Source organism: Citrobacter sp. Cf132, from assembly GCF_030333885.1.
Lineage (GTDB): Bacteria > Pseudomonadota > Gammaproteobacteria > Enterobacterales > Enterobacteriaceae > Citrobacter > Citrobacter freundii.
Genome location: NZ_JAOWFA010000057.1, coordinates 59,734 through 78,735, shown reverse-complemented (window position 1 = coordinate 78,735; position 19,002 = coordinate 59,734). Strand labels below are relative to the sequence as shown.

Sequence of the window (19,002 nt, the reverse complement as noted above, 5' to 3'; positions counted from 1 at the left end):
TGCTTAGGAGAAGATCATGGGTTTGTTCGATAAACTAAAATCTCTGGTTTCTGATGATAAGAAAGACACCGGAACTATTGAGATTGTTGCTCCGCTCTCTGGCGAGATCGTCAACATCGAAGACGTGCCGGATGTAGTTTTTGCTGAAAAAATCGTTGGTGATGGCATCGCTATCAAACCAACCGGTAACAAAATGGTTGCTCCTGTTGACGGCACCATCGGCAAAATCTTTGAAACCAACCACGCTTTCTCTATCGAATCCGACAGCGGCATTGAGCTGTTTGTTCACTTCGGTATTGATACCGTTGAACTGAAAGGCGAAGGCTTCAAACGCATCGCTGAAGAAGGTCAGCGCGTGAAAGTGGGCGACCCGGTTATTGAATTCGATCTGCCGCTGCTGGAAGAAAAAGCCAAGTCTACCCTGACTCCGGTTGTTATCTCCAACATGGACGAAATCAAAGAACTGATCAAACTGTCCGGTAGCGTGACCGTGGGTGAAACCCCGGTTATCCGCATCAAGAAGTAATTCTTGCCGCAGAGAAAAATGGCGCCGATTGGCGCCATTTTTTTATACACTTCATCCGCCATTAAATGTGTGCAGTCACCGGGCGATAACACGCCTCGCGCATCAGGATTTTCATGCCCTCCGGCCCGCTCTCCAGCATCCGTCGTTCCGAATCCGCCACTAACAACTCACAGTCGTAACCACCCGCAATGCCGAACATAGCCCGCGCCACGCAGATATCTTCCAGTGCCGCTGTCCCGCAGGTATCAAAGTGTCCAACCATACGCCCATTCTGGCGAACTACCAGCCGGTAACTCTTCATCGCGCCTCCCCTGCCGGTGGCAGAATTAATTCATCACAACCGCACTGGTGCGTCCACGTCATCACGTCCAGCACCCGCTGTGCAGCATCGTGCGTCGCGGTCGTCAGCGCTTTCCCCATCACAAGGCCGCTCACCAGCTCGGCACAGAACAGATCGCCAGTCCCCTTCAGATCCGTTTTCACTCGCGGATGAGCTAACACCTCAACCGTTTCAGCCGTCACCACCGCAACATGAATAATCTCTTCCGTATCCCCCGGCGCACTGGTGATCACCACCCATTTCAGGGTGTCGGTGAGCAGTGATTGTGCCGCCGTAATGGCTTCATCAAGCGTACGACACGGCTTTCCGCTCAGCATTTGCAGCTCGAACACATTTGGAGTCAGCCCCTGAGCCAGCGGTAGCAGGTGCTGACGATAAGCCTCCGGAATTTCGGCTTTAACATACATACCGCTATCCGTATCGCCAATCACGGGGTCGACCAAAATGCACAGGTCCGGATGCGTGGTCAGAACAGTTTTCAGCCACTGTGCCAGCAAGGCGATTTGTTCCGCGCTGCCCATGTACCCTGTCGTCACCGCCTTTAGCTCGCGCAAGGCATCACGCTCGTTTAAGGCGCGGAGATAACCGCTAAACCAGTCTGCTGGAATAACGCCGCCGTAGAAGGTTTCATAATGCGGGGTATTACTGAACAGCACCGTAGGTACTGCTGTCACGCGTAACCCCTGCGCTTTAATGGCCGGGACGGCGATGCTGTTACCTACGCTGCCATAAACCACCTGTGACTGAACGGCGACGATATCGGTCTGTAACGCCCGATGCGTGTCGTCGAAGAGCACTGACTGGATATCACTCTCCTGCTCCATAAATTTCTCCTCTCGCTGGACAGCGGGTCTACGCCTCACTATTATCGTCATATGCTAAAATTCATTTTGTCATAGGTCAATAATGATCGACGGAAAAACCGCTAACGAAATTTTTGACAGTATCCGTCAACATGTCACTACAGGCACGCTGGCAGTGGGAGAAACGTTACCGCCAGTGCGGGAACTGGCAACGGAATTAAACGTGAACCGCAATACTGTCGCGGCGGCTTACAAACGCCTGGTCTCCTCCGGGTTGGCACAGAGCCTGGGACGCAACGGTACGGTGATTAAGGGGATTACTGCCCCCGTAGCACTGGAAGGTGGTAATCCGGATACCCCGCTTATCGATCTTTCCGGCGGTAATCCAGCGCCCTCGCGACTTCCTGAGCTGAGTAATTATTTTGCGAAGATAAATAAGAGTCCGCGCTTGTACGGCGATGCCGCTGTGTCACCTGGACTTAAGGTGTGGGCATCACAATGGATGCAAAATGCAATCCCCGGCAAAGGGGAAATTGATATTACCAGCGGTGCCATTGATGCTATCGAACGGCTACTGTGCGCCCATTTGCTGCCTGGTGATAGCGTTGTCGTAGAAGATCCATGCTTTTTAAGCAGCATCAACATGCTGCGCTATGCCGGATTCTCAGCAAACCCGGCCAGCGTTGACCGCGAAGGCATGCTGCCGGACCAGCTGGAACTCGCGCTACAGAAAGGCGCGCGGGCAGTAATTCTGACACCGCGCGCGCATAACCCGACAGGATGCAGCCTGAGCGCCTCACGCGCGGCGCAATTGCAGGAAATTCTGGCCCGCTATCCGCAGACGCTGGTGATTGTCGACGACCACTTTGCGCTGCTATCTGCTTGCCACTGGTATCCGGTGATTGCGAAGGAAACCACGCACTGGGCGGTTGTCCGCTCGATGTCAAAAACGTTAGGACCAGATTTACGCCTGGCCATTGTGGCCAGCGATCCGCTCACTTCAGGGAAGCTACGTTTAAGGCTTAACTCCGGCAGTCAGTGGGTCAGCCATCTGCTGCAGGATTTGGCCTGCGCCTGCCTGAATGACGAGACTTACCAACACACGCTGGCGCAAACTCAGCAATTTTACGCCGCCCAGCAGCAAAAGTTGACGGCAGCTCTGCGGCGACATGGCATTGAGTTGCCCGTTGGTGACGGTCTGAATATATGGCTACCGCTGGAAGATAACAGCCAGGCGATCGCTTTTGCGCTGGCAAAGTCCGGCTGGCTGGTACGCGAAGGCGAAGTGTTTGGCGTCAATACGCCTGCCCACGGCCTGCGCATTACGCTGTCAACATTATCAGACAGCGACATTGATAAGCTGGCGACTGATATCCATCAGGCGCTAAAGCGCTAACAGGAGAGAAAAAGCGCGAGTTCATTTTGTTATTCATGAGTCTTTTGAATCTGCTGGCGCGTATCTGCCGTGGGCTGAATCACGCGGCTATACCATCACCTGGTCGCACGTTTACGCCGGGGAAGCGGTCCCTGCGAACGCGGATGGCTTCGATATGTTGGTGGTGTTTGGCGGTCCGCAGTCACCACGAACCACGCTGGCAGAGTGTCCGTACTTTGATTCTCAGGCCGAGCAGCATCTGATCAATCAGGCGATTGCGGCACGTAAAATTGTGGTGGGGATCTGCCTGGGTTCACAGTTAATCGGCGAAGCGCTGGGTGCGAAGGTGTGCCAGAGTCCGGAAAAAGAGATTGGTCACTACCCGATCACCCTGACCGAAGCAGGCCAACAGCATCCGTTGTTCAGCCATTTTGGTTCACCGCTTACCGTCGGTCACTGGCACAACGATATGCCTGGATTAACCGACCAGACGACAATTCTCGCCACAAGCGAGGGCTGCCCGCGACAAATCGTACAATACGGTAATTTCGTCTATGGTTTTCAGTGCCATATGGAATTTACGGCTGATGCTATAGAAGGGCTTATTCAACACTCCGAACAAGAACTGGCGGAAGCTAAAGGCAAGCGCTTCATCCGCTCCGTTGAAGAGATGCGCGCATGGGATTATCAGCAGATGAATGAGAAGCTGTGGCAATTCCTTGATAAGCTTGTGGAAAAACGTAACGATTGATTATGGCTGGCCGGATAAGACGCTTTACGTCGTCATCCGGCGATCGTTTCGTACGTTTGCCTGATGGCGCTATGCTTATCAGGCCTACAAACTAAATCCCTGATCCCTGGTTAAAGTGCTCTTCGCCAAACACGCCGGTTGAAAGGTAGCGATCGCCGCGATCGCAGATGATCGCCACCACCACCGCTCCCGGATTTTGTTCGGCCACGCGAATCGCTCCGGCTACTGCGCCGCCGGAACTAACGCCGCAGAATACACCCTCTTTCACCGCCAGCGCGCGCATGGTGTTTTCCGCATCGTTCTGATGAATATCCAATACCTCATCCACCAGCGAGGCGTTAAAAATGCCCGGCATATATTCCGCAGGCCAGCGGCGAATTCCCGGAATACTACTGCCCTCTTCCGGCTGCAGGCCCACGATGGTAACCGCTTTTTCTTGCTCACGTAGAAAACGCGACACACCGGTAATGGTGCCTGTTGTTCCCATACTGGAGACAAAGTGGGTAATACGACCTGACGTCTGCTGCCAGATTTCCGGTCCGGTGGTGGTGTAATGCGCGTACGGGTTATCCGGATTATTAAATTGGTCGAGAAGTTTACCTTCTCCGCGCTGCGCCATTTCAAGAGCTAAGTCACGCGCGCCTTCCATCCCCTGCTCTTTGGTCACCAGAACCAGTTCAGCCCCGTAAGCACGCATCGCCGCTCGGCGCTCCTGGCTCATGTTGTCTGGCATCAGCAGCTTCATGCGGTAGCCCTTCAGCGCGGCGATCATTGCCAGAGCAATTCCGGTATTACCGCTGGTAGCCTCGATCAGCACATCACCAGGCTTAATTTCTCCACGTTTTTCCGCTTCGACAATCATCGACAGCGCAGCCCGGTCTTTCACCGAACCCGCGGGATTATTGCCTTCCAGCTTGACCCAAATTTCACTGCCGTTATCCGGCGCCAGACGTTGTAGTTTCACCAGAGGCGTATTGCCAATTGTTTGTTCTAATGTGTTCACGTTTTGAGCTCGTAAAAAAGCCCGGGGGCGCAGCGCTTACCGGGCGATAAACATACTTTTTAACCTATCAGGCACTTTGCGCCAGAGCAAGTTCCTCTTCACGCGTTTCAATGCGCTGGTCGCCGTTATACAGACGCGCATTTTGCAGCCCGACAAACAGCCGCTCGCCGCGGCTTGGGGAATCATCGCCCTGCATGATGACCGTCAGCGGTTCGTTATACCACCCCAGCGGTTGCACAACTAATTGGGTGTAGTGTCCTTTCGGGCTGGCTTCCAGTACCTGTACCGGCAACGGCGAATCCAGGCTGGTACGACGGCTGACGTCCACTTCCCACGGACGCAGAAACAGATCCACCGGTCCCTGATAACTAGGCGTATAACCCAGCGGCCAGCGGTGTGCGCCCACGTGGAATTGTCCACCGCGAATCGTTCCTTGCAGGCGGTTAACCTCGCCCATAAATTCCAGGACAAAACGGGTAGCTGGTTCGCGCCATACCTGATCGGGCGCATCGGCCTGCTCGATATGACCCTGACTCATCACTACCACGCGATCGGCAACTTCCGTCGCTTCTTCCTGGTCGTGGGTAACAAACACGCTGGTGAACTTCAGCTCTTCATGCAGCTGACGCAGCCAACGACGCAGTTCTTTACGTACCTGCGCATCGAGCGCGCCAAACGGCTCGTCGAGCAGCAGGATCTGCGGCTCTACCGCCAGCGCACGCGCCAACGCCACACGCTGCTTTTGCCCACCAGAAAGCTGCGCTGGGAAGCGGTCCGCCAGATGAGCCAATTGAACCATCTCCAGCAGTTTGGTGACTTTTACTTTGATGGCCGCCGCATTCGGGCGCTCACGCCGTGGCAGGACCGTCAGACCAAACGCGATATTGTCGAAAACGGTCATATGACGAAACAGCGCATAGTGCTGGAATACGAATCCCACTTTACGGTCGCGAGCATGCAAACGACTGACGTCGGTGCCGTGAAAACGGATATGCCCGCTGGACTGATGCTCCAGCCCGGCAATAATGCGCAGCAGCGTGGTTTTGCCCGAGCCGGATGGCCCCAACAGCGCGACCATCTGACCTGAAGGAATATCCAGCGAGATATCGTTCAGCACCTGGGTGCGACCAAAAGACTTCTTAATATTGGCAATCTCAATGCTCATGATTTTCCTCCTGCTGCGCGCGTTTCTCCTGGTTCTCCAGACGCCATTGCAACATGCTCTTCAAAAACAGGGTAATAATCGCCATCAGCGTTAATAGCGCCGCGGCGGTAAAAGAGCCGACCGTGTTGTAGTCCTGCTCCAGTAATTCAATTTGTAGCGGTAGCGATAGGGTTTCGCCGCGAATCGAGCCGGAAACCACCGACACCGCGCCAAACTCGCCAATCGCACGGGCGTTGGTCAACACCACGCCGTACAGCAGCGCCCAACGGATATTTGGCAGCGTAACGCGGCGGAACATCTGCCAGCCGGACGCGCCCAGCAACACAGCCGCTTCATCTTCATTGCTGCCCTGGCTTAACATCACCGGCACCAACTCTCGCACCACAAACGGACAGGTCACGAATACCGTCACCAGCACCATCCCCGGCCAGGCAAACATAATTTGCAGGTTATGCTCATCCAGCCATCCACCCAGCGGACCGTTAGAGCCGTAAAACAGCAGATACACCAGGCCGGCAACCACCGGCGAGACGGCAAACGGAATATCCAGTAAGGTCAGCAACAACTGGCGTCCTGGGAAGTTAAAACGGGTCACCAGCCAGGCCAGCAACACACCAAACACCAGGTTCACCGGCACCGCAATCAGCGCAATCAGCACCGTCAGCCAGATGGCATGCAGCATGTCCGGATCCGCCAGGTTCTGTAATACCGGCATTAATCCCTTGCTGAACGCCTGCACGAAGATGTAAATCATCGGCACCAGCAAAATAAACGCGGAGACCAGCATGCCCGTGCCGATCAGAAACCATTTCCCCCAGTTGATGCGGGGCGCGCCATAGCGTTTTAATTGGGTAATGTCTGCCATCAGTGACCTACCACACGTCGACCAAAGCGACTTTGCAGGGTGTTAATTGAAAACAGCAGCAACAACGAAGCCCCGAGGATCACAGAAGCAATCGCGCTGGCGGCCGGGTAGTCAAACTCCTGCAAGCGAACAAAAATCATCAGTGAGGTCACTTCCGTTTTCCATGCGATGTTCCCAGCGATAAAGATAACCGCGCCAAACTCACCGAGGCTGCGGGTAAACGAAAGCGCAACGCCCGCCACCAGCGCGGGGGACAGCTCCGGCAGCACCACTTTACGGAAACTCTGCCAGCGCGTAGCACCGAGCGTTTCCGCCGCTTCTTCATATTCGGGACCTAATTCTTCCAGCACCGGCTGGACGGTACGCACCACAAACGGAATGCTGGTAAACGCCATCGCCACCGCGATACCAAGCCAGGTGTAGGTCACCTTGATATCCAGCTTCGCCAGCCACTCGCCGTAGAAGCCATTAACCGAAAACAGCGACGCCAGCGTCAGACCCGCCACCGCCGTAGGCAGCGCAAACGGCAGATCCATCAGTGCATCCAACAGCGTACGGCCCGGAAAGCGATAGCGGGTTAAGATCCACGCCATCAGCAAACCGAACACGCCGTTAAAAATCGACGCCACAAACGCCGACAGAAGCGTCACTTTATAAGCCGCCACCACCTGCGGATTGGTAATCACATCCCAGTATTGCGCCCAGCTCATTTGCGCCAGTTGCATCACCAGCGCGCTCAGCGGCAGCAGCAATATCAGGCAGACAAACAGTAAGCTTGTACCCAGGCTCAAAGTGAAGCCGGGCAGCACGCGTCGGGAAGAAACAGCAAACATTTACTTACGCCCCGCCGCCAGCAGTTTGTCCAGCTCTCCACCGCTGACAAAGTGTGTTTTCATCACTTCAGGCCACGAACCAAACTTATCTTCCACACGGAACAATTCGGTCTGCGGGAATTTATCTTGCTGTTTGTCCATCACCTGCGGGTTATTCACGCGGTAGTAGAAATCGGTAATAATGGTTTGCGCCTGCGGGCTGTACAGCCAGGTCAGGTACGCTTTAGCTGCTTTTTCAGTACCGTTGGCTTGCACATTTTTATCTACCCAGGCCACCGGGAATTCGGCGAGGATATTGGTTTTCGGGATAACCACTTCAAAACCCTGCGCTTCATACTGTTTACGAATGTTGTTCACTTCTGATTCGAAGCTGATCAGCACATCGCCCAGACCGCGCTCTGCAAAGGTGGTGGTAGCACCGCGACCGCCGGTATCAAACACTTCGACGTTTTTCAGAAACTGGGTCATGAACTGTTCGGTTTTGGTTTTATCACCACCGTCGGCTTTATCCGCAGCACCCCACGCCGCCAGATAGGTATAGCGCGCGTTACCGGAGGTTTTTGGGTTCGGGAAAATCAGTTTCACATCAGAACGCACAAGGTCATTCCAGTCATGAATGTTTTTCGGGTTCCCCTTACGCACCAGGAAACCCATGGTGGAATAGAACGGCGAGCTGTTATTCGGCAGGCGGCTTTGCCAGTCGGCGGGGATCAGTTTGCCTTTGTCATGCAGGATCTGCACGTCGGTGACCTGGTTATAGGTCACCACATCGGCTTTCAGCCCCTGCAGAATCGCCAGAGCCTGTTTTGATGACCCGGCATGAGATTGTTTAATCGTCAGTTTGTCACCGCCGTTATCCTTCGCCCATTGCTGTTCAAACGGTGGATTAAGGGCGGCAAAAAGCTCACGGGAAACATCGTATGAACTGTTCAGCAGTTCCGTTGCCTGCGCCTGCCCCACCAGCAACAGCATGGCTGCCAGCGTCAGTGTTCTTTTTTTCAGTAAGTTAACGGCCATTGCGCACCCTTATAAATTTAATGACTTTCTTATGGTCATCATATTTATAACCAGTGCTAAAGGAGTAACGGTTTTATATACCGTTTGATGATTTGAAAGTTGAAAAGAGAATAAGAGAATCCCTCCCCACACCGAGTGAGGAGGAGACCGGCATCAATCAGACGCCGACGCTAACGCTTTCAGGCAGGGTGCTACCGCCATCAATCACGTTTTGCGTGCCAGTTAAGTAACTGGACTCATCCGAGGCCAGGAACGCCGCCAGTTCACCGACCTCAAGCGGACAGGCCAGACGACGCATCGGGATCGCTTTCGCCATTTCGACTAAAACGGATTCAGGATCTTCCGGGTTAGATTGACGCGCAATGCTTTCCGCCATCGGCGTACGAACGTAGCCTGGGCAAATGGCATTAACGCGAATGCCTGACTGCGCATATTCTACCGCCAGGGATTTGGTCAAACCGATGATTGCGGCTTTCGACAGTGCGTAGGCCGTTTCGCCCGGGTCGGCAACCATATCGCCGGTCACCGATGACATCATCACGATGCGCCCGTCTTTGCGCGCAATCATCTCCGGCAGAACGGCTTTCGTCACATTCCAGACGCCTTTAATGTTGATATCAATGTGGAAATCGCGATCTTCATCGCTCATATCAAGGAAGTTGCCGAGGCGGCATACGCCGGCATTGTTCACCAGAATATCGATTTTGCCTTCAATCTGCTTCGCGCGCATCACCGCTTCCTTGACCGACGCAAAATCTCTGACGTCAGCGTGAACGGCTGTGCAACGGTGCCCTCGCCCAGCCAACTCATCCGCCAGTTTTTCAATCTCATCGGAGATATCCAGCAGAATTAAGTTCGCACCATGGCGGGCAAACGTTCTGGCGATACCCTCGCCAATACCCTGAGATGCGCCCGTAATCAATGCTGTTTTGCCCGTGAGTTTTCCCATTTCAATATTCTCCTTTTGAATATGAAGCCTTCGCTTCATTCACGCAGAAGATACAGCAATAACAAATTAGTGCTGAGGAATAGCTCACTAAATCAGGTTAATCTCAGGTAAAAAAAATCCCCGACGATGCGGGGATGTCTATTTCGTGGCCGATAACAGGATCAGGTCGCCATTACAGCGCCATTAAACGGTCCAGCGACGGTGCAAAGTAATAGCCGCCGGTTACCGGTTTGGTGAAGCGCAGCATTGCATCACGCTTACCGTCGGTGTCACCAAACATGCTCAGCAACTGTTGTTCAATGTTGTGCAGACGGGCGCAGTAGGCGCAGAAATAGAGACCATGCGTGCCGCTGGCAGTGCCGTATGGCAGGCTCTGGCGCACAATTTTCAGCCCTTTACCGTCTTCTTTGAGGTCAACTCGGCTCAGGTGAGAGGTGACCGGACGGTCATCACCGTCGATCTCTTCGTTGGCTTCCTTGGTGCGACCAATCATCATTTCCTGGTCATGGATGCTCATGCGATTAAGCTGCTTCAGGTTATGTTCCCAACGCTGCACAAACACATAGCTGCCACCGGCATCCACACCATCTTTGATAACGGCGACTTCACGGCGCGTTTCTTCGCCTGCCGGGTTTTCCGTACCGTCAACAAAGCCGCTGAGATCGCGCTCTTCGACCCAACGGAAACCGTGGATTTCTTCTTTGACTTCAATACAGTCGCCAAATGCTTCCATTGCCGCCTGCGCAACGGAGAAATTCACGTCATGACGCAAAGAGAGAATATGGATCAACACGTCATATTGGGTTGCAGGTGCCAGACCTTTACCGTAAGGGATAAAGTCTTTTAACTCTTCCGCACCGACGCCGCCGCTCAATGCACGCCAGGTGTTGTTGCCAAAAGCGACAACCGCGCCCAGATGCGCATCCGGGAACTTAGCTTCAAAGGTCGCCAGCTTATCGGCGAAGGTTTTGCTGGCCGCACGCAGGGCCTCAACGTCGCCTTTAACATTGGCTTCAATCCAAATCGCCGCACGGCAATGTTCTGGCAAAATGCCACTCTGAACCTGAGACATTGTTCCTCCTGAAAAAAAGATGCCACGACATCGTGGCATTGATTGGCGCTATTCTACCTGTTTTTTTAACAAGCCGATTTGTTCAGACGCAAATTAACGCCGCCAGATAATTTTGCTTACTTTCCACGCTTTCAGCGTGTCGTCAGACGGCATTATATCCTCAGGCCCGCTCCATTCACCGGAAAAAATATAGCTAATATGTTGACTTCCTTCAGCTTTACACTCAACGCCCGCGCTGTCATCGCCGGTTGCCTTTTGGCAATTACCGAAAGCTTTAGTGTAAAGGTCGCTAAACGGTGTACCGATTTCGACACCCGCGACTGACGAAATATCGTGGTCTAACACATCAATACGACTAATGGTTCCCTGGCTGCCATTGATGACTATCGCCAGCTTGTCGTCTTTCATCGCTTCATAGAAGCGCACCACATTTCCGTTATCAGTCTTCATCCCGCTACGCAGGCGGTAATCACCGTCCAGCGCATCAGCAATGGCTTTTTCATCCAGCGGTGTCGCGCCCGTTAACGCTCCGACGCCCTGCTCTGTGACCTGCGTTGAAGAACCAAACCAGTTCCACGGATTAGCGGCAGACCAGTTCACCGAGGACAACGTTGAACACCCGGCCAGTAGCAGCGGCATCGCGCATAAAGTCAAACGCAGTGATTTCATTTCACTTCCTTCCTTATTTATCAACGTTGCTTGGAGTCCGGTTTCCCCAAAAAGTGCCGTTATTCTTTCTCAAGGGAAAAACAGGCGCGCAGACGTTGATTGGTTAACAGCCAGATCAGTGCGACGATATCCGCCACCAGCAGCGCCAGCCCGACACCGTTGAGCGGATCGCCTGCCAGCCACATCACCGGCTGCCAGCACAGCAGCACCAGTTGAGCGAGAATCAATAATCCGCGCAGCCAGCGCCAGATTACCGGAAACGCAAAGCGTCGCCCGCTGAGTAAAAACGCCAACACGGCAGGAACGCCGGGGAGCAAACCCAGCCAAAATGCGTCATGATCGGGATAAAACAGATTCAGCAACGTGTTGCCCTGCTCACGAGAAGAACCGGCTATCACAAACAAAACCCAGGTGCGTGCCTGTAACAACAGTACGCACCAGAAGAGAAAAGGCAGACGCAGACGCCCATGACCGTCATAGTCGGCCGGATGAAACTCAGTACTCTTCATCTTCAATCAAACGCTTGCCCAGATTGAGTACATCCGCATGTTCATAACCCAGACGTTCATACATGCCCTGAACAACATCGTTATCGTCACGCACCATGATTTGAATCTTCGGGCAACCGCGGGCAATGAGCTTTTTCTCCAACCGGTTGAGTAGCGCATTGGCGATACCGCGACCGCGAAACTCAGGATGCACGCCCAGGTAATAGGCGGAACCACGATGCCCGTCGTATCCGCCCATCACCGTACCGACCACCTCACCGTTCACTTCAGCGACGAGGAACAAGCTGACGTCATGATTGACTTTACGTTCGATGTCCATTTCAGGGTCGTTCCATGGACGCAGCAAATCACAACGCTCCCAGAGGGTGATCACCTCTTCGAAATCTTCCTGGCGAAAAACGCGTATTTCCATGGTATTGGTTACCTTTTCAGGACGTTAAAAAGCGATTATGGCGCGAACGGCTGATTTAGCCAATATCTGACGCGAAGCGGCGGAAAAAATGGCATAATACGGAATTGTCACGTATTGAAATGAAAAGTAAAACAATTCTTATCTCGATCCGTCGCAACGGACTACGCGATACGATATAACGTTTAGAACCTTTTTTTTACAACTCAGGCCGTATGAGCACTTTTAAACCACTAAAAACACTCACATCGCGCCGCCAGGTGCTGAAAGCCGGGCTGGCCGCCCTGACGCTGTCAGGCATGTCGCAAGCCATCGCTAAAGAAGAAGCGCTAAAGACCAGTAATGGACACAGCAAACCGAAAGCGAAAAAATCAGGCGCTAAGCGTGTTGTTGTTCTTGATCCGGGGCACGGCGGGATTGATACCGGCGCAATTGGTCGCAACGGATCGAAAGAAAAGCACGTGGTGCTGGCGATTGCCAAAAACGTGCGCTCAATCCTACGCAACCAGGGGATTGATGCACGCCTGACCCGCTCCGGCGATACGTTTATTCCGCTCTACGATCGCGTCGAGATCGCCCACAAACATGGCGCAGATCTTTTCATGTCGATCCACGCCGACGGTTTTACCAATCCGAGCGCTGCGGGTGCTTCGGTCTTTGCCTTATCCAATCGCGGTGCCAGTAGCGCCATGGCGAAATATCTGTCCGATCGTGAAAACCGGGCCGATGAAGTCGCCGGGAAGAAGGCCACCGACAAAGATCATTTGTTGCAGCAGGTGCTGTTCGATCTGGTGCAAACTGACACCATTAAAAACAGCCTGACGTTAGGCTCGCATATTCTTAAGAAGATCAAGCCGGTACACCGTCTGCACAGTCGCAGCACGGAACAAGCCGCCTTCGTGGTGCTAAAATCACCTTCGATTCCGTCGGTCCTGGTCGAAACCTCGTTCATCACCAACCCGGAAGAAGAACGATTACTGGGGACGGCTGCGTTTCGTCAGAAAATCGCCACCGCTATCGCCAATGGCATCATCAGCTATTTCCACTGGTTTGATAACCAGAAAGCACACTCGAAGAAACGTTAACCATGAAGCCCGATGTACAACGCGTAAAACAGTTCCTGCTCAACCTGCAGGATGAGATTTGTCAGCAGTTATCCACCATAGACGGCACCGAATTTGTTGAGGATAACTGGCAACGCGAAGCGGGCGGCGGCGGGCGCAGTCGAGTGTTGCGTAACGGCGGTATTTTCGAGCAAGCAGGCGTCAACTTCTCTCATGTCCATGGCGATGCAATGCCGGCCTCGGCTACTGCACATCGCCCGGAGCTTGCCGGGCGTAGCTTTGAAGCGATGGGCGTCTCGTTGGTGGTGCATCCGCAGAATCCTTACATTCCGACCAGCCATGCCAACGTACGTTTTTTTATCGCGGAGAAACCGGGCGCCGACCCGGTGTGGTGGTTTGGCGGCGGCTTTGACTTAACGCCCTACTACGGCTTTGATGAGGATGCAGTTCACTGGCACCGCACGGCGCGGGATCTATGCCAGCCGTTCGGCGAAGATGTTTATCCCCGTTACAAAAAGTGGTGCGATGACTACTTCTTCCTCAAGCACCGCAACGAGCAGCGCGGCATTGGCGGGCTGTTCTTCGATGATTTGAATACGCCAGATTTCGAGCACTGCTTCGCCTTTATGCAGGCTGTTGGAAAGGGTTATACCGAGGCGTATTTGCCCATCGTCGAGCGCCGCAAAGCAATGAGCTGGGGCGAGCGTGAACGCAATTTTCAGCTTTATCGTCGCGGACGCTATGTGGAATTTAACCTGGTGTGGGATCGCGGCACATTATTTGGTTTGCAAACCGGCGGGCGCACGGAATCGATTCTGATGTCGATGCCGCCGCTGGTACGCTGGGAGTATGACTGGCAGCCAGAAGCGAACAGCCCGGAAGCCGCTCTTAGCGAGTTTATTCAGGTCCGCGACTGGGTGTAATGGCCTGATAGCGACACAATTCGTAGGCCGGATAAGACGCAAGGCGTCGCCATCCGGCAGCGCAGCAAGCACAATTGCCTGATGGCGGCTAACGCCTTATCAGGCCTACTCAAGCTATACCATCACGCCCACTGGCGCATACGCTGATGCAGCGTCAACGACGGTTTCTCCGCAAACAGTTGCTGGTAGTCGGTAGCAAACTGCCCTAAATGCCAGAATCCCCACTGCATGGCGGCGTCTTTCACCGTCGCACTCTGCGACCACGGGCTTATCAACTCACGGCGCACGGCGTTCAGGCGAATACGTTTCAACCAGGCATTCGGGCCAATACCGAGGATGGCGTGAAAGGCATTTTGCAACGTCCGGCGGCTAACGTGCAGTTGATTGCATAAATCGAGCACGGTCAGCGGCTCTGACATATTTTCCAGCACATATTCGCGCGCACGCGACAGCAAGCGACGATAGCTCTGATGGCTGATGCTCTCCGCAGTCATAATCGGCTGCGCTTCTTCCAGCATAGTCCCCATCGCCAGCAGCAGGTTATCGCCCAACACTTTGCGTACCGCAGGTTGGCGAAGGTTTTCCGGGTTTTCGCTAAACGTCGCCAGCGCCTGCTGCACAAAGCCCCATAGCGCGGCTTTGTGTTGTTCTTTCACTTCCAGCGCCGACTGGTTGCGCAGCATATGCAACACCCTTTCCGGGTTATGCAGGAAGTTGGCCTGACGGGCAATGGCCTCTTCAGAAATGACGACCCCCAAAATGGTGTAGTCATCCGGCGTACTTAGTTCAAACTCCGTCCCGCCTGGGCGGGTGGCAATTTCAGCGTTACCCAAACACTGGGTACCAATAAATCCCTGCTCGCCGCGCGTGGCCGGAATGCCAAACCAAAATGAGTTTGGCCAGACAAGGCATGACTGACGCAGCGCCAGTCCGGTGTATTCACGGAACACCTGAATATCATCGAGCAGGATTTCCGTGAACTCGCCATGAAATTTTCCCGGATGCAGCTGGTCGTAGATCTGCTGCCAGGCTGTAATCGTCAGCGCGTGCTCATACACATCCGTTGTTCGCCGTTGATGAACGTTGTCCACTTCCACTTTCGGCGTCAATTTAACGTCTTCGGGTAATACTTCATGATAAAGATGGTGCAAGTTTGCAGTACGGTTCTTTTTCATGATCTTTTAAGCCGGAAGCTTCAACGAAGCCCCCGGCCCTCCGACAGGTTAATTTTTTAAGCGATAGCGACTACTGCGTTTACGCAACGCTCCGTCAGAAAAGAGCTGTTCCAGCGCATTTCTGGCTTCATCAAGTGACCAGCCAAAGTGGGCAGCCACTTCCCCTGCCGTCATTCCTTGACGGGCCGATGTTAACAGCGCCAGCAATTCATCAGAGGATTCAGATGACACAGGTGCTTCCTGTGTCTTCTCTGGGGCCACATCTGACTTCACTTCAGGCTTCTGCTCTGGTTTCTTCGGTTCTGGTTTCTTCGGCTGGCGCTTAAAACCGCCGATCAGCCACTGGGTGTCATCGTCCGGCCGGCCTATTTCCTTACGGCTGATAACACGGCCTGTACGCGCTGCAGCTGCACTGCCAGCATCCAGCGCTGCTCGGCATGCCGCCAGATCGCCTTCCACCACCAGCGTCAGCCGACCAGGATCGAGCACTTCGTGGCTAAGCAGGCGCACATTCGCGGCTTTCAGCATGGCATCGGCCGCGTCCACGGCAGCCACCATGCCATCCACTTCCAGTAATCCCAGTGCATTGATCATCACTACCTCTCTTACGCGCGCTGGATTGGATTACGGGCAATATCCAGAACGGCATCGGCAAAGGCGTTACATGCGGCTTTACAAGCGGCCTGGCTACCGGTCAAAAACGCTGCTGAATAGTTGGTTTCTGACGGCGGTGGTACATAGGTTACCAGTTGTACATCGGCAGATTTCAGCGCGGCATCAATACCAAATGTCGCTTCCAGCGGCGGTGCTACCAGATACGCCATCGGATCGCCCAGTCGGCATCCCGCGGTCGCGGAAAGATACGAACCGGTACGCGAAACCACATGCGCCAGGAAGGCGGTATCTTCTGCGTCATTCGCCCACTGGAATGCCGCACCGCTTTCAATATTGGCGACCATCGCGTCCAGACCCGCGCGAACTTCGGCCGGGTTTGGTCCACCGAGCATAATCAGCACTTCGCCCGAGGTTGGAGAGGGACTGTGCGCCGCACCGGCATACAGCGAGCGGCCATAAACCACTTCCACCATCGCCTGTTTTGTCGCTTCATCTGCGGCAATATACGCCACGTCATCAGAGTCTGCTGTGATGAGTCCGAGGCTACGTATATGTGGCGGCAATTTAAGTTCGCGGGCAAAACCGTCATTTACCGAGGCAATCACACGCATCGCGGTGACTGAAGGTCTAATCAAATCTAATGCTGGCATGATGCCTCCTTAACGGGTCATATTGATGCCGGATGCTTTTTGCTCCAGCATGCGCTTGGCCAAATCCACAATCACCGCCGCCGCTTCAACCGGTGGCGTACCGCCCTGGTGAATGTTCGAGATGCAGGTACGGTCAGCCTCAACGGTGGTTGCCACACGCGGCGAATAGACGGCGTAGCAAGAAAGACTTTCCGACTGGCCGAGGCCCGGACGCTCACCAACCAGCAGGATCACCGCTTTTGCACCCAGCAGTTCGCCGATCTGATCTTCAATTTTCACGCGCCCATAGCGAACAAAGAACGGCGTCCCGACCTTCAATCCGGCCTGTTTTAAGCCCGACAACAACGGCGGCAGGATCTCTTCGTAGTTGGCGGTGATGGCGTCAGTAGACAGACCATCAGAAATAATCACCTGCACATCCGGATTCATTACACACTGTGATTTCAGTGCTTCAATGGCTTCCGCACTCAGACGACGTCCCATGTCCGGGCGCGTCAGATACAAGTTTTTGTCGCTGATTTCCGAGCGCACTTCCAGTAGTCCCTGGGCTTTTACCCACTCTTCCGGCACTTCTTTCAATACCGTATCTTTCGAACGCGAGTGGTCAGCCAGGAAGCGCAGCAGCGCCTGGGTACGCGGACGTGGACCGGCACGGCCGGTACATACACGCGCAGCGGTGCTACGGCGCAGTTCGGTCAATACCTCTGCGCGATGCGGATTCTCAACGCCAATCCACGCTTTCGCTTCGGCTGAACCTAAGTCCATCGCACAGCTTTCACCGGTCGGCGCAGCGCACTGCGTAGTGCTGCATTTCACTTCCGCTGATGGCGCTTGAACCTGCGGCTCTCCCATTGACGCCATTACGCTGCGTACAATTTCTTCAATCTGTTTTTGATCCATCGTGTGTCATCCCCGCGTCATCAGAAGAACAGTGACGGATCGCCCGCCCGTTTGGTCAGGCGACCGTTTGCCATAATGCCCATGGTTTCCAGCCAGCGTTCAAACTCCGGCGACGGGCGCAGGTTCAGCAACTGGCGCACGGTCGCGGTGTCGTGGAAGGCGGTGGTCTGGTAGTTGAGCATGATGTCGTCACCGAGCGGCATGCCCATGATGTAGTTGCAGCCAGCGGTGGCGAGCAGAATCATCAGGTTTTCATTGAGGTTCTGGTCAGCATCAGCATGGTTGGTGTAACAGCAGTCGCAGCCCATTGAGATGCCGCTCAGTTTGCCCATGAAGTGATCTTCTAAGCCAGCGCGAATAATCTGACGGTCGTTGTAGAGATATTCCGGCCCGATAAAGCCCACCACGGTGTTCACCAGGAACGGATCGTAGTGACGCGCCAGCCCGTAGTTACGCGCTTCCATCGTCACCTGATCGGCACCAAAGTTAGCGCCAGCGGAGAGCGCAGACCCTTGCCCGGTTTCAAAGTACAGGCAGTTTTCCCCGGCGATACGGTTGAATTCAGCACCCACTGCACGCGCTTCATCCAGCATGGCCAGCTCAACGCCAAACTCTTTTAAGCCTTTTTCGCTACCGCAGATACTCTGGAAAATCAGCCCGCCCGGCGCACCGCGACGAATCGCTTCAATCTGGGTGGTGACGTGCGCCAGTACGCAGCCCTGGGTCGGAATATTGAACTTGTCGATAACGCCATACACGGTATCGAGCACACGGCTTAAGTTTTCCACGTCATCCGTGACCGGGTTGACACCGATCACCGCATCGCCCGCACCGAAAGACAGTCCTTCATAGATTTGCGCCGCAATACTCTGTACATCGTCACGGGTATCGTTCGGCTGCAAACGGCAGCTAAAGGTGCCCGGTAGACCTATGGTGGTGTTAGCCTTTTTGATCACCGGCATTTTCTTACCGCCATAGATCAGGTCCGCGTTAGAGCAGATTTTTGCTACCGCAGCGACCACTTCCGACGTTAACCCTTTACGCGTAAACGCAATGTCATCAACAGAGGTTTCATCGCTCAGCACGTACTCGCGCAGCTCGCTGATACTCCAGTTTTTGATGCGGTTATAGGCCGTTTCGTTGACGTCATCCTGAATCAGACGCGTCACGCAGTCCTCTTCATAGGAAATCACCGGGTTATTACGGATATCCGCTACCGTCATTTCCGACAATACCTGCTTAGCCGCCACGCGCTCTTGCGAACTGGTTGCAGCGACACCTGCCAGCACATCCCCCGAACGCAGTTCGTTGGCTTTTGCCAGCACCTCTTTAACATCCTTAAACTGATAAACATTGCCGAACAATGTGGTCTTTAGTTTCATAAGTCGT

The 19,002-nt window shown here is 54.1% G+C and carries 21 protein-coding genes and 1 pseudogene; 5 read left to right on the top strand and 17 right to left on the bottom strand.

Annotated features, from left to right (window positions below; translation table 11 throughout):
- Positions 1–16: 16 nt before the first annotated feature.
- A complete protein-coding gene (gene crr / locus OGV85_RS13730; protein ID WP_000522253.1) occupies positions 17–526 on the top strand; it encodes a PTS glucose transporter subunit IIA in 510 nt (169 codons plus the stop codon).
- Between the two features lie 61 nt (positions 527–587).
- Here the strand turns inward: crr and OGV85_RS13725 are convergent, their stop codons facing one another.
- Positions 588–827: a hypothetical protein gene (locus tag OGV85_RS13725; RefSeq protein WP_003038077.1), complete on the bottom strand. Its 240-nt coding sequence runs from the start codon at positions 825–827 to the stop codon at positions 588–590.
- A complete protein-coding gene (gene pdxK / locus OGV85_RS13720) occupies positions 824–1,690 on the bottom strand; it encodes a pyridoxine/pyridoxal/pyridoxamine kinase (protein WP_003838557.1) in 867 nt (288 codons plus the stop codon). The genes OGV85_RS13725 and pdxK overlap by 4 nt, the downstream gene beginning before the upstream one ends.
- A gap of 82 nt (positions 1,691–1,772) precedes the next feature.
- On the opposite strand from pdxK, the gene ptsJ reads away from it, so the two are divergent.
- Together ptsJ and OGV85_RS13710 are read left to right on the top strand one after the other, a co-directional pair.
- Positions 1,773–3,065, top strand: coding sequence for a MocR-like B6 salvage transcription factor PtsJ (gene ptsJ / locus OGV85_RS13715; protein ID WP_032949741.1), 1,293 nt, complete (start codon positions 1,773–1,775; stop codon positions 3,063–3,065).
- Positions 3,066–3,081: 16 nt separating this feature from the next.
- A pseudogene (locus OGV85_RS13710) lies at positions 3,082–3,795 on the top strand (type 1 glutamine amidotransferase); the annotation flags it as partial.
- Positions 3,796–3,886: 91 nt separating this feature from the next.
- On the opposite strand, the gene cysM reads toward OGV85_RS13710, so the two are convergent.
- From cysM to OGV85_RS13660, 10 genes are all read right to left on the bottom strand, one after another.
- The gene (gene cysM / locus OGV85_RS13705; RefSeq protein WP_003838552.1) at positions 3,887–4,798 is read right to left on the bottom strand and encodes a cysteine synthase CysM; all 912 of its coding nucleotides are present in this window, start codon (positions 4,796–4,798) and stop codon (positions 3,887–3,889) included.
- 67 nt (positions 4,799–4,865) lie between these two features.
- Complete coding sequence (cysA, locus tag OGV85_RS13700) at positions 4,866–5,963, bottom strand: sulfate/thiosulfate ABC transporter ATP-binding protein CysA (protein WP_286553660.1); 1,098 nt, start codon at positions 5,961–5,963, stop codon at positions 4,866–4,868.
- Positions 5,953–6,828: a sulfate/thiosulfate ABC transporter permease CysW gene (cysW, locus tag OGV85_RS13695; RefSeq protein ID WP_003038064.1), complete on the bottom strand. Its 876-nt coding sequence runs from the start codon at positions 6,826–6,828 to the stop codon at positions 5,953–5,955. The genes cysA and cysW overlap by 11 nt, the downstream gene beginning before the upstream one ends.
- Positions 6,828–7,661: a sulfate/thiosulfate ABC transporter permease CysT gene (gene cysT, locus OGV85_RS13690; RefSeq protein ID WP_003038061.1), complete on the bottom strand. Its 834-nt coding sequence runs from the start codon at positions 7,659–7,661 to the stop codon at positions 6,828–6,830. The genes cysW and cysT overlap by 1 nt, the downstream gene beginning before the upstream one ends.
- Entirely contained in the window at positions 7,662–8,678 is a 1,017-nt protein-coding gene (cysP, locus tag OGV85_RS13685; RefSeq protein ID WP_003038059.1) for a thiosulfate/sulfate ABC transporter substrate-binding protein CysP, read from the bottom strand.
- A 157-nt stretch (positions 8,679–8,835) separates the two neighbouring features.
- A complete protein-coding gene (ucpA, locus tag OGV85_RS13680; RefSeq protein ID WP_003038057.1) occupies positions 8,836–9,627 on the bottom strand; it encodes an SDR family oxidoreductase UcpA in 792 nt (263 codons plus the stop codon).
- Positions 9,628–9,799: 172 nt separating this feature from the next.
- Positions 9,800–10,699: a porphyrinogen peroxidase gene (gene yfeX, locus OGV85_RS13675; protein ID WP_003838547.1), complete on the bottom strand. Its 900-nt coding sequence runs from the start codon at positions 10,697–10,699 to the stop codon at positions 9,800–9,802.
- Between the two features lie 93 nt (positions 10,700–10,792).
- Entirely contained in the window at positions 10,793–11,368 is a 576-nt protein-coding gene (locus OGV85_RS13670; RefSeq protein ID WP_016150735.1) for an RpoE-regulated lipoprotein, read from the bottom strand.
- 59 nt (positions 11,369–11,427) lie between these two features.
- Positions 11,428–11,877: a DUF2919 domain-containing protein gene (locus OGV85_RS13665; protein ID WP_003835027.1), complete on the bottom strand. Its 450-nt coding sequence runs from the start codon at positions 11,875–11,877 to the stop codon at positions 11,428–11,430.
- Entirely contained in the window at positions 11,864–12,289 is a 426-nt protein-coding gene (locus OGV85_RS13660; RefSeq protein ID WP_003038048.1) for a GNAT family acetyltransferase, read from the bottom strand. The genes OGV85_RS13665 and OGV85_RS13660 overlap by 14 nt, the downstream gene beginning before the upstream one ends.
- A gap of 212 nt (positions 12,290–12,501) precedes the next feature.
- Between OGV85_RS13660 and amiA the strand changes: the two genes are divergently transcribed.
- On the top strand, positions 12,502–13,371 hold the full coding sequence (gene amiA / locus OGV85_RS13655; RefSeq protein ID WP_003038046.1) for an N-acetylmuramoyl-L-alanine amidase AmiA: 870 nt from the start codon (positions 12,502–12,504) through the stop codon (positions 13,369–13,371).
- Between the two features lie 2 nt (positions 13,372–13,373).
- Positions 13,374–14,273 carry an oxygen-dependent coproporphyrinogen oxidase gene (gene hemF, locus OGV85_RS13650; protein WP_016150736.1) on the top strand — a complete coding sequence of 300 codons (900 nt, stop codon included), beginning with the start codon at positions 13,374–13,376 and terminating at the stop codon, positions 14,271–14,273.
- 122 nt (positions 14,274–14,395) lie between these two features.
- Here hemF and eutR read toward each other — a convergent pair whose 3' ends face one another.
- From eutR to eutB, 5 genes are read right to left on the bottom strand one after another with little or no spacing between them, the layout of a single operon-like run.
- On the bottom strand, positions 14,396–15,448 hold the full coding sequence (eutR, locus tag OGV85_RS13645) for an HTH-type transcriptional regulator EutR (protein ID WP_003038041.1): 1,053 nt from the start codon (positions 15,446–15,448) through the stop codon (positions 14,396–14,398).
- A gap of 48 nt (positions 15,449–15,496) precedes the next feature.
- A complete protein-coding gene (locus tag OGV85_RS13640) occupies positions 15,497–16,042 on the bottom strand; it encodes an ethanolamine utilization microcompartment protein EutK (RefSeq protein ID WP_061547545.1) in 546 nt (181 codons plus the stop codon).
- Positions 16,043–16,053: 11 nt separating this feature from the next.
- On the bottom strand, positions 16,054–16,713 hold the full coding sequence (gene eutL / locus OGV85_RS13635) for an ethanolamine utilization microcompartment protein EutL (RefSeq protein ID WP_003838537.1): 660 nt from the start codon (positions 16,711–16,713) through the stop codon (positions 16,054–16,056).
- A 9-nt stretch (positions 16,714–16,722) separates the two neighbouring features.
- Positions 16,723–17,613, bottom strand: coding sequence for an ethanolamine ammonia-lyase subunit EutC (eutC, locus tag OGV85_RS13630; RefSeq protein WP_003038033.1), 891 nt, complete (start codon positions 17,611–17,613; stop codon positions 16,723–16,725).
- A gap of 20 nt (positions 17,614–17,633) precedes the next feature.
- On the bottom strand, positions 17,634–18,995 hold the full coding sequence (gene eutB / locus OGV85_RS13625; RefSeq protein WP_003038029.1) for an ethanolamine ammonia-lyase subunit alpha: 1,362 nt from the start codon (positions 18,993–18,995) through the stop codon (positions 17,634–17,636).
- Between the last annotated feature and the right edge of the window lie 7 nt (positions 18,996–19,002).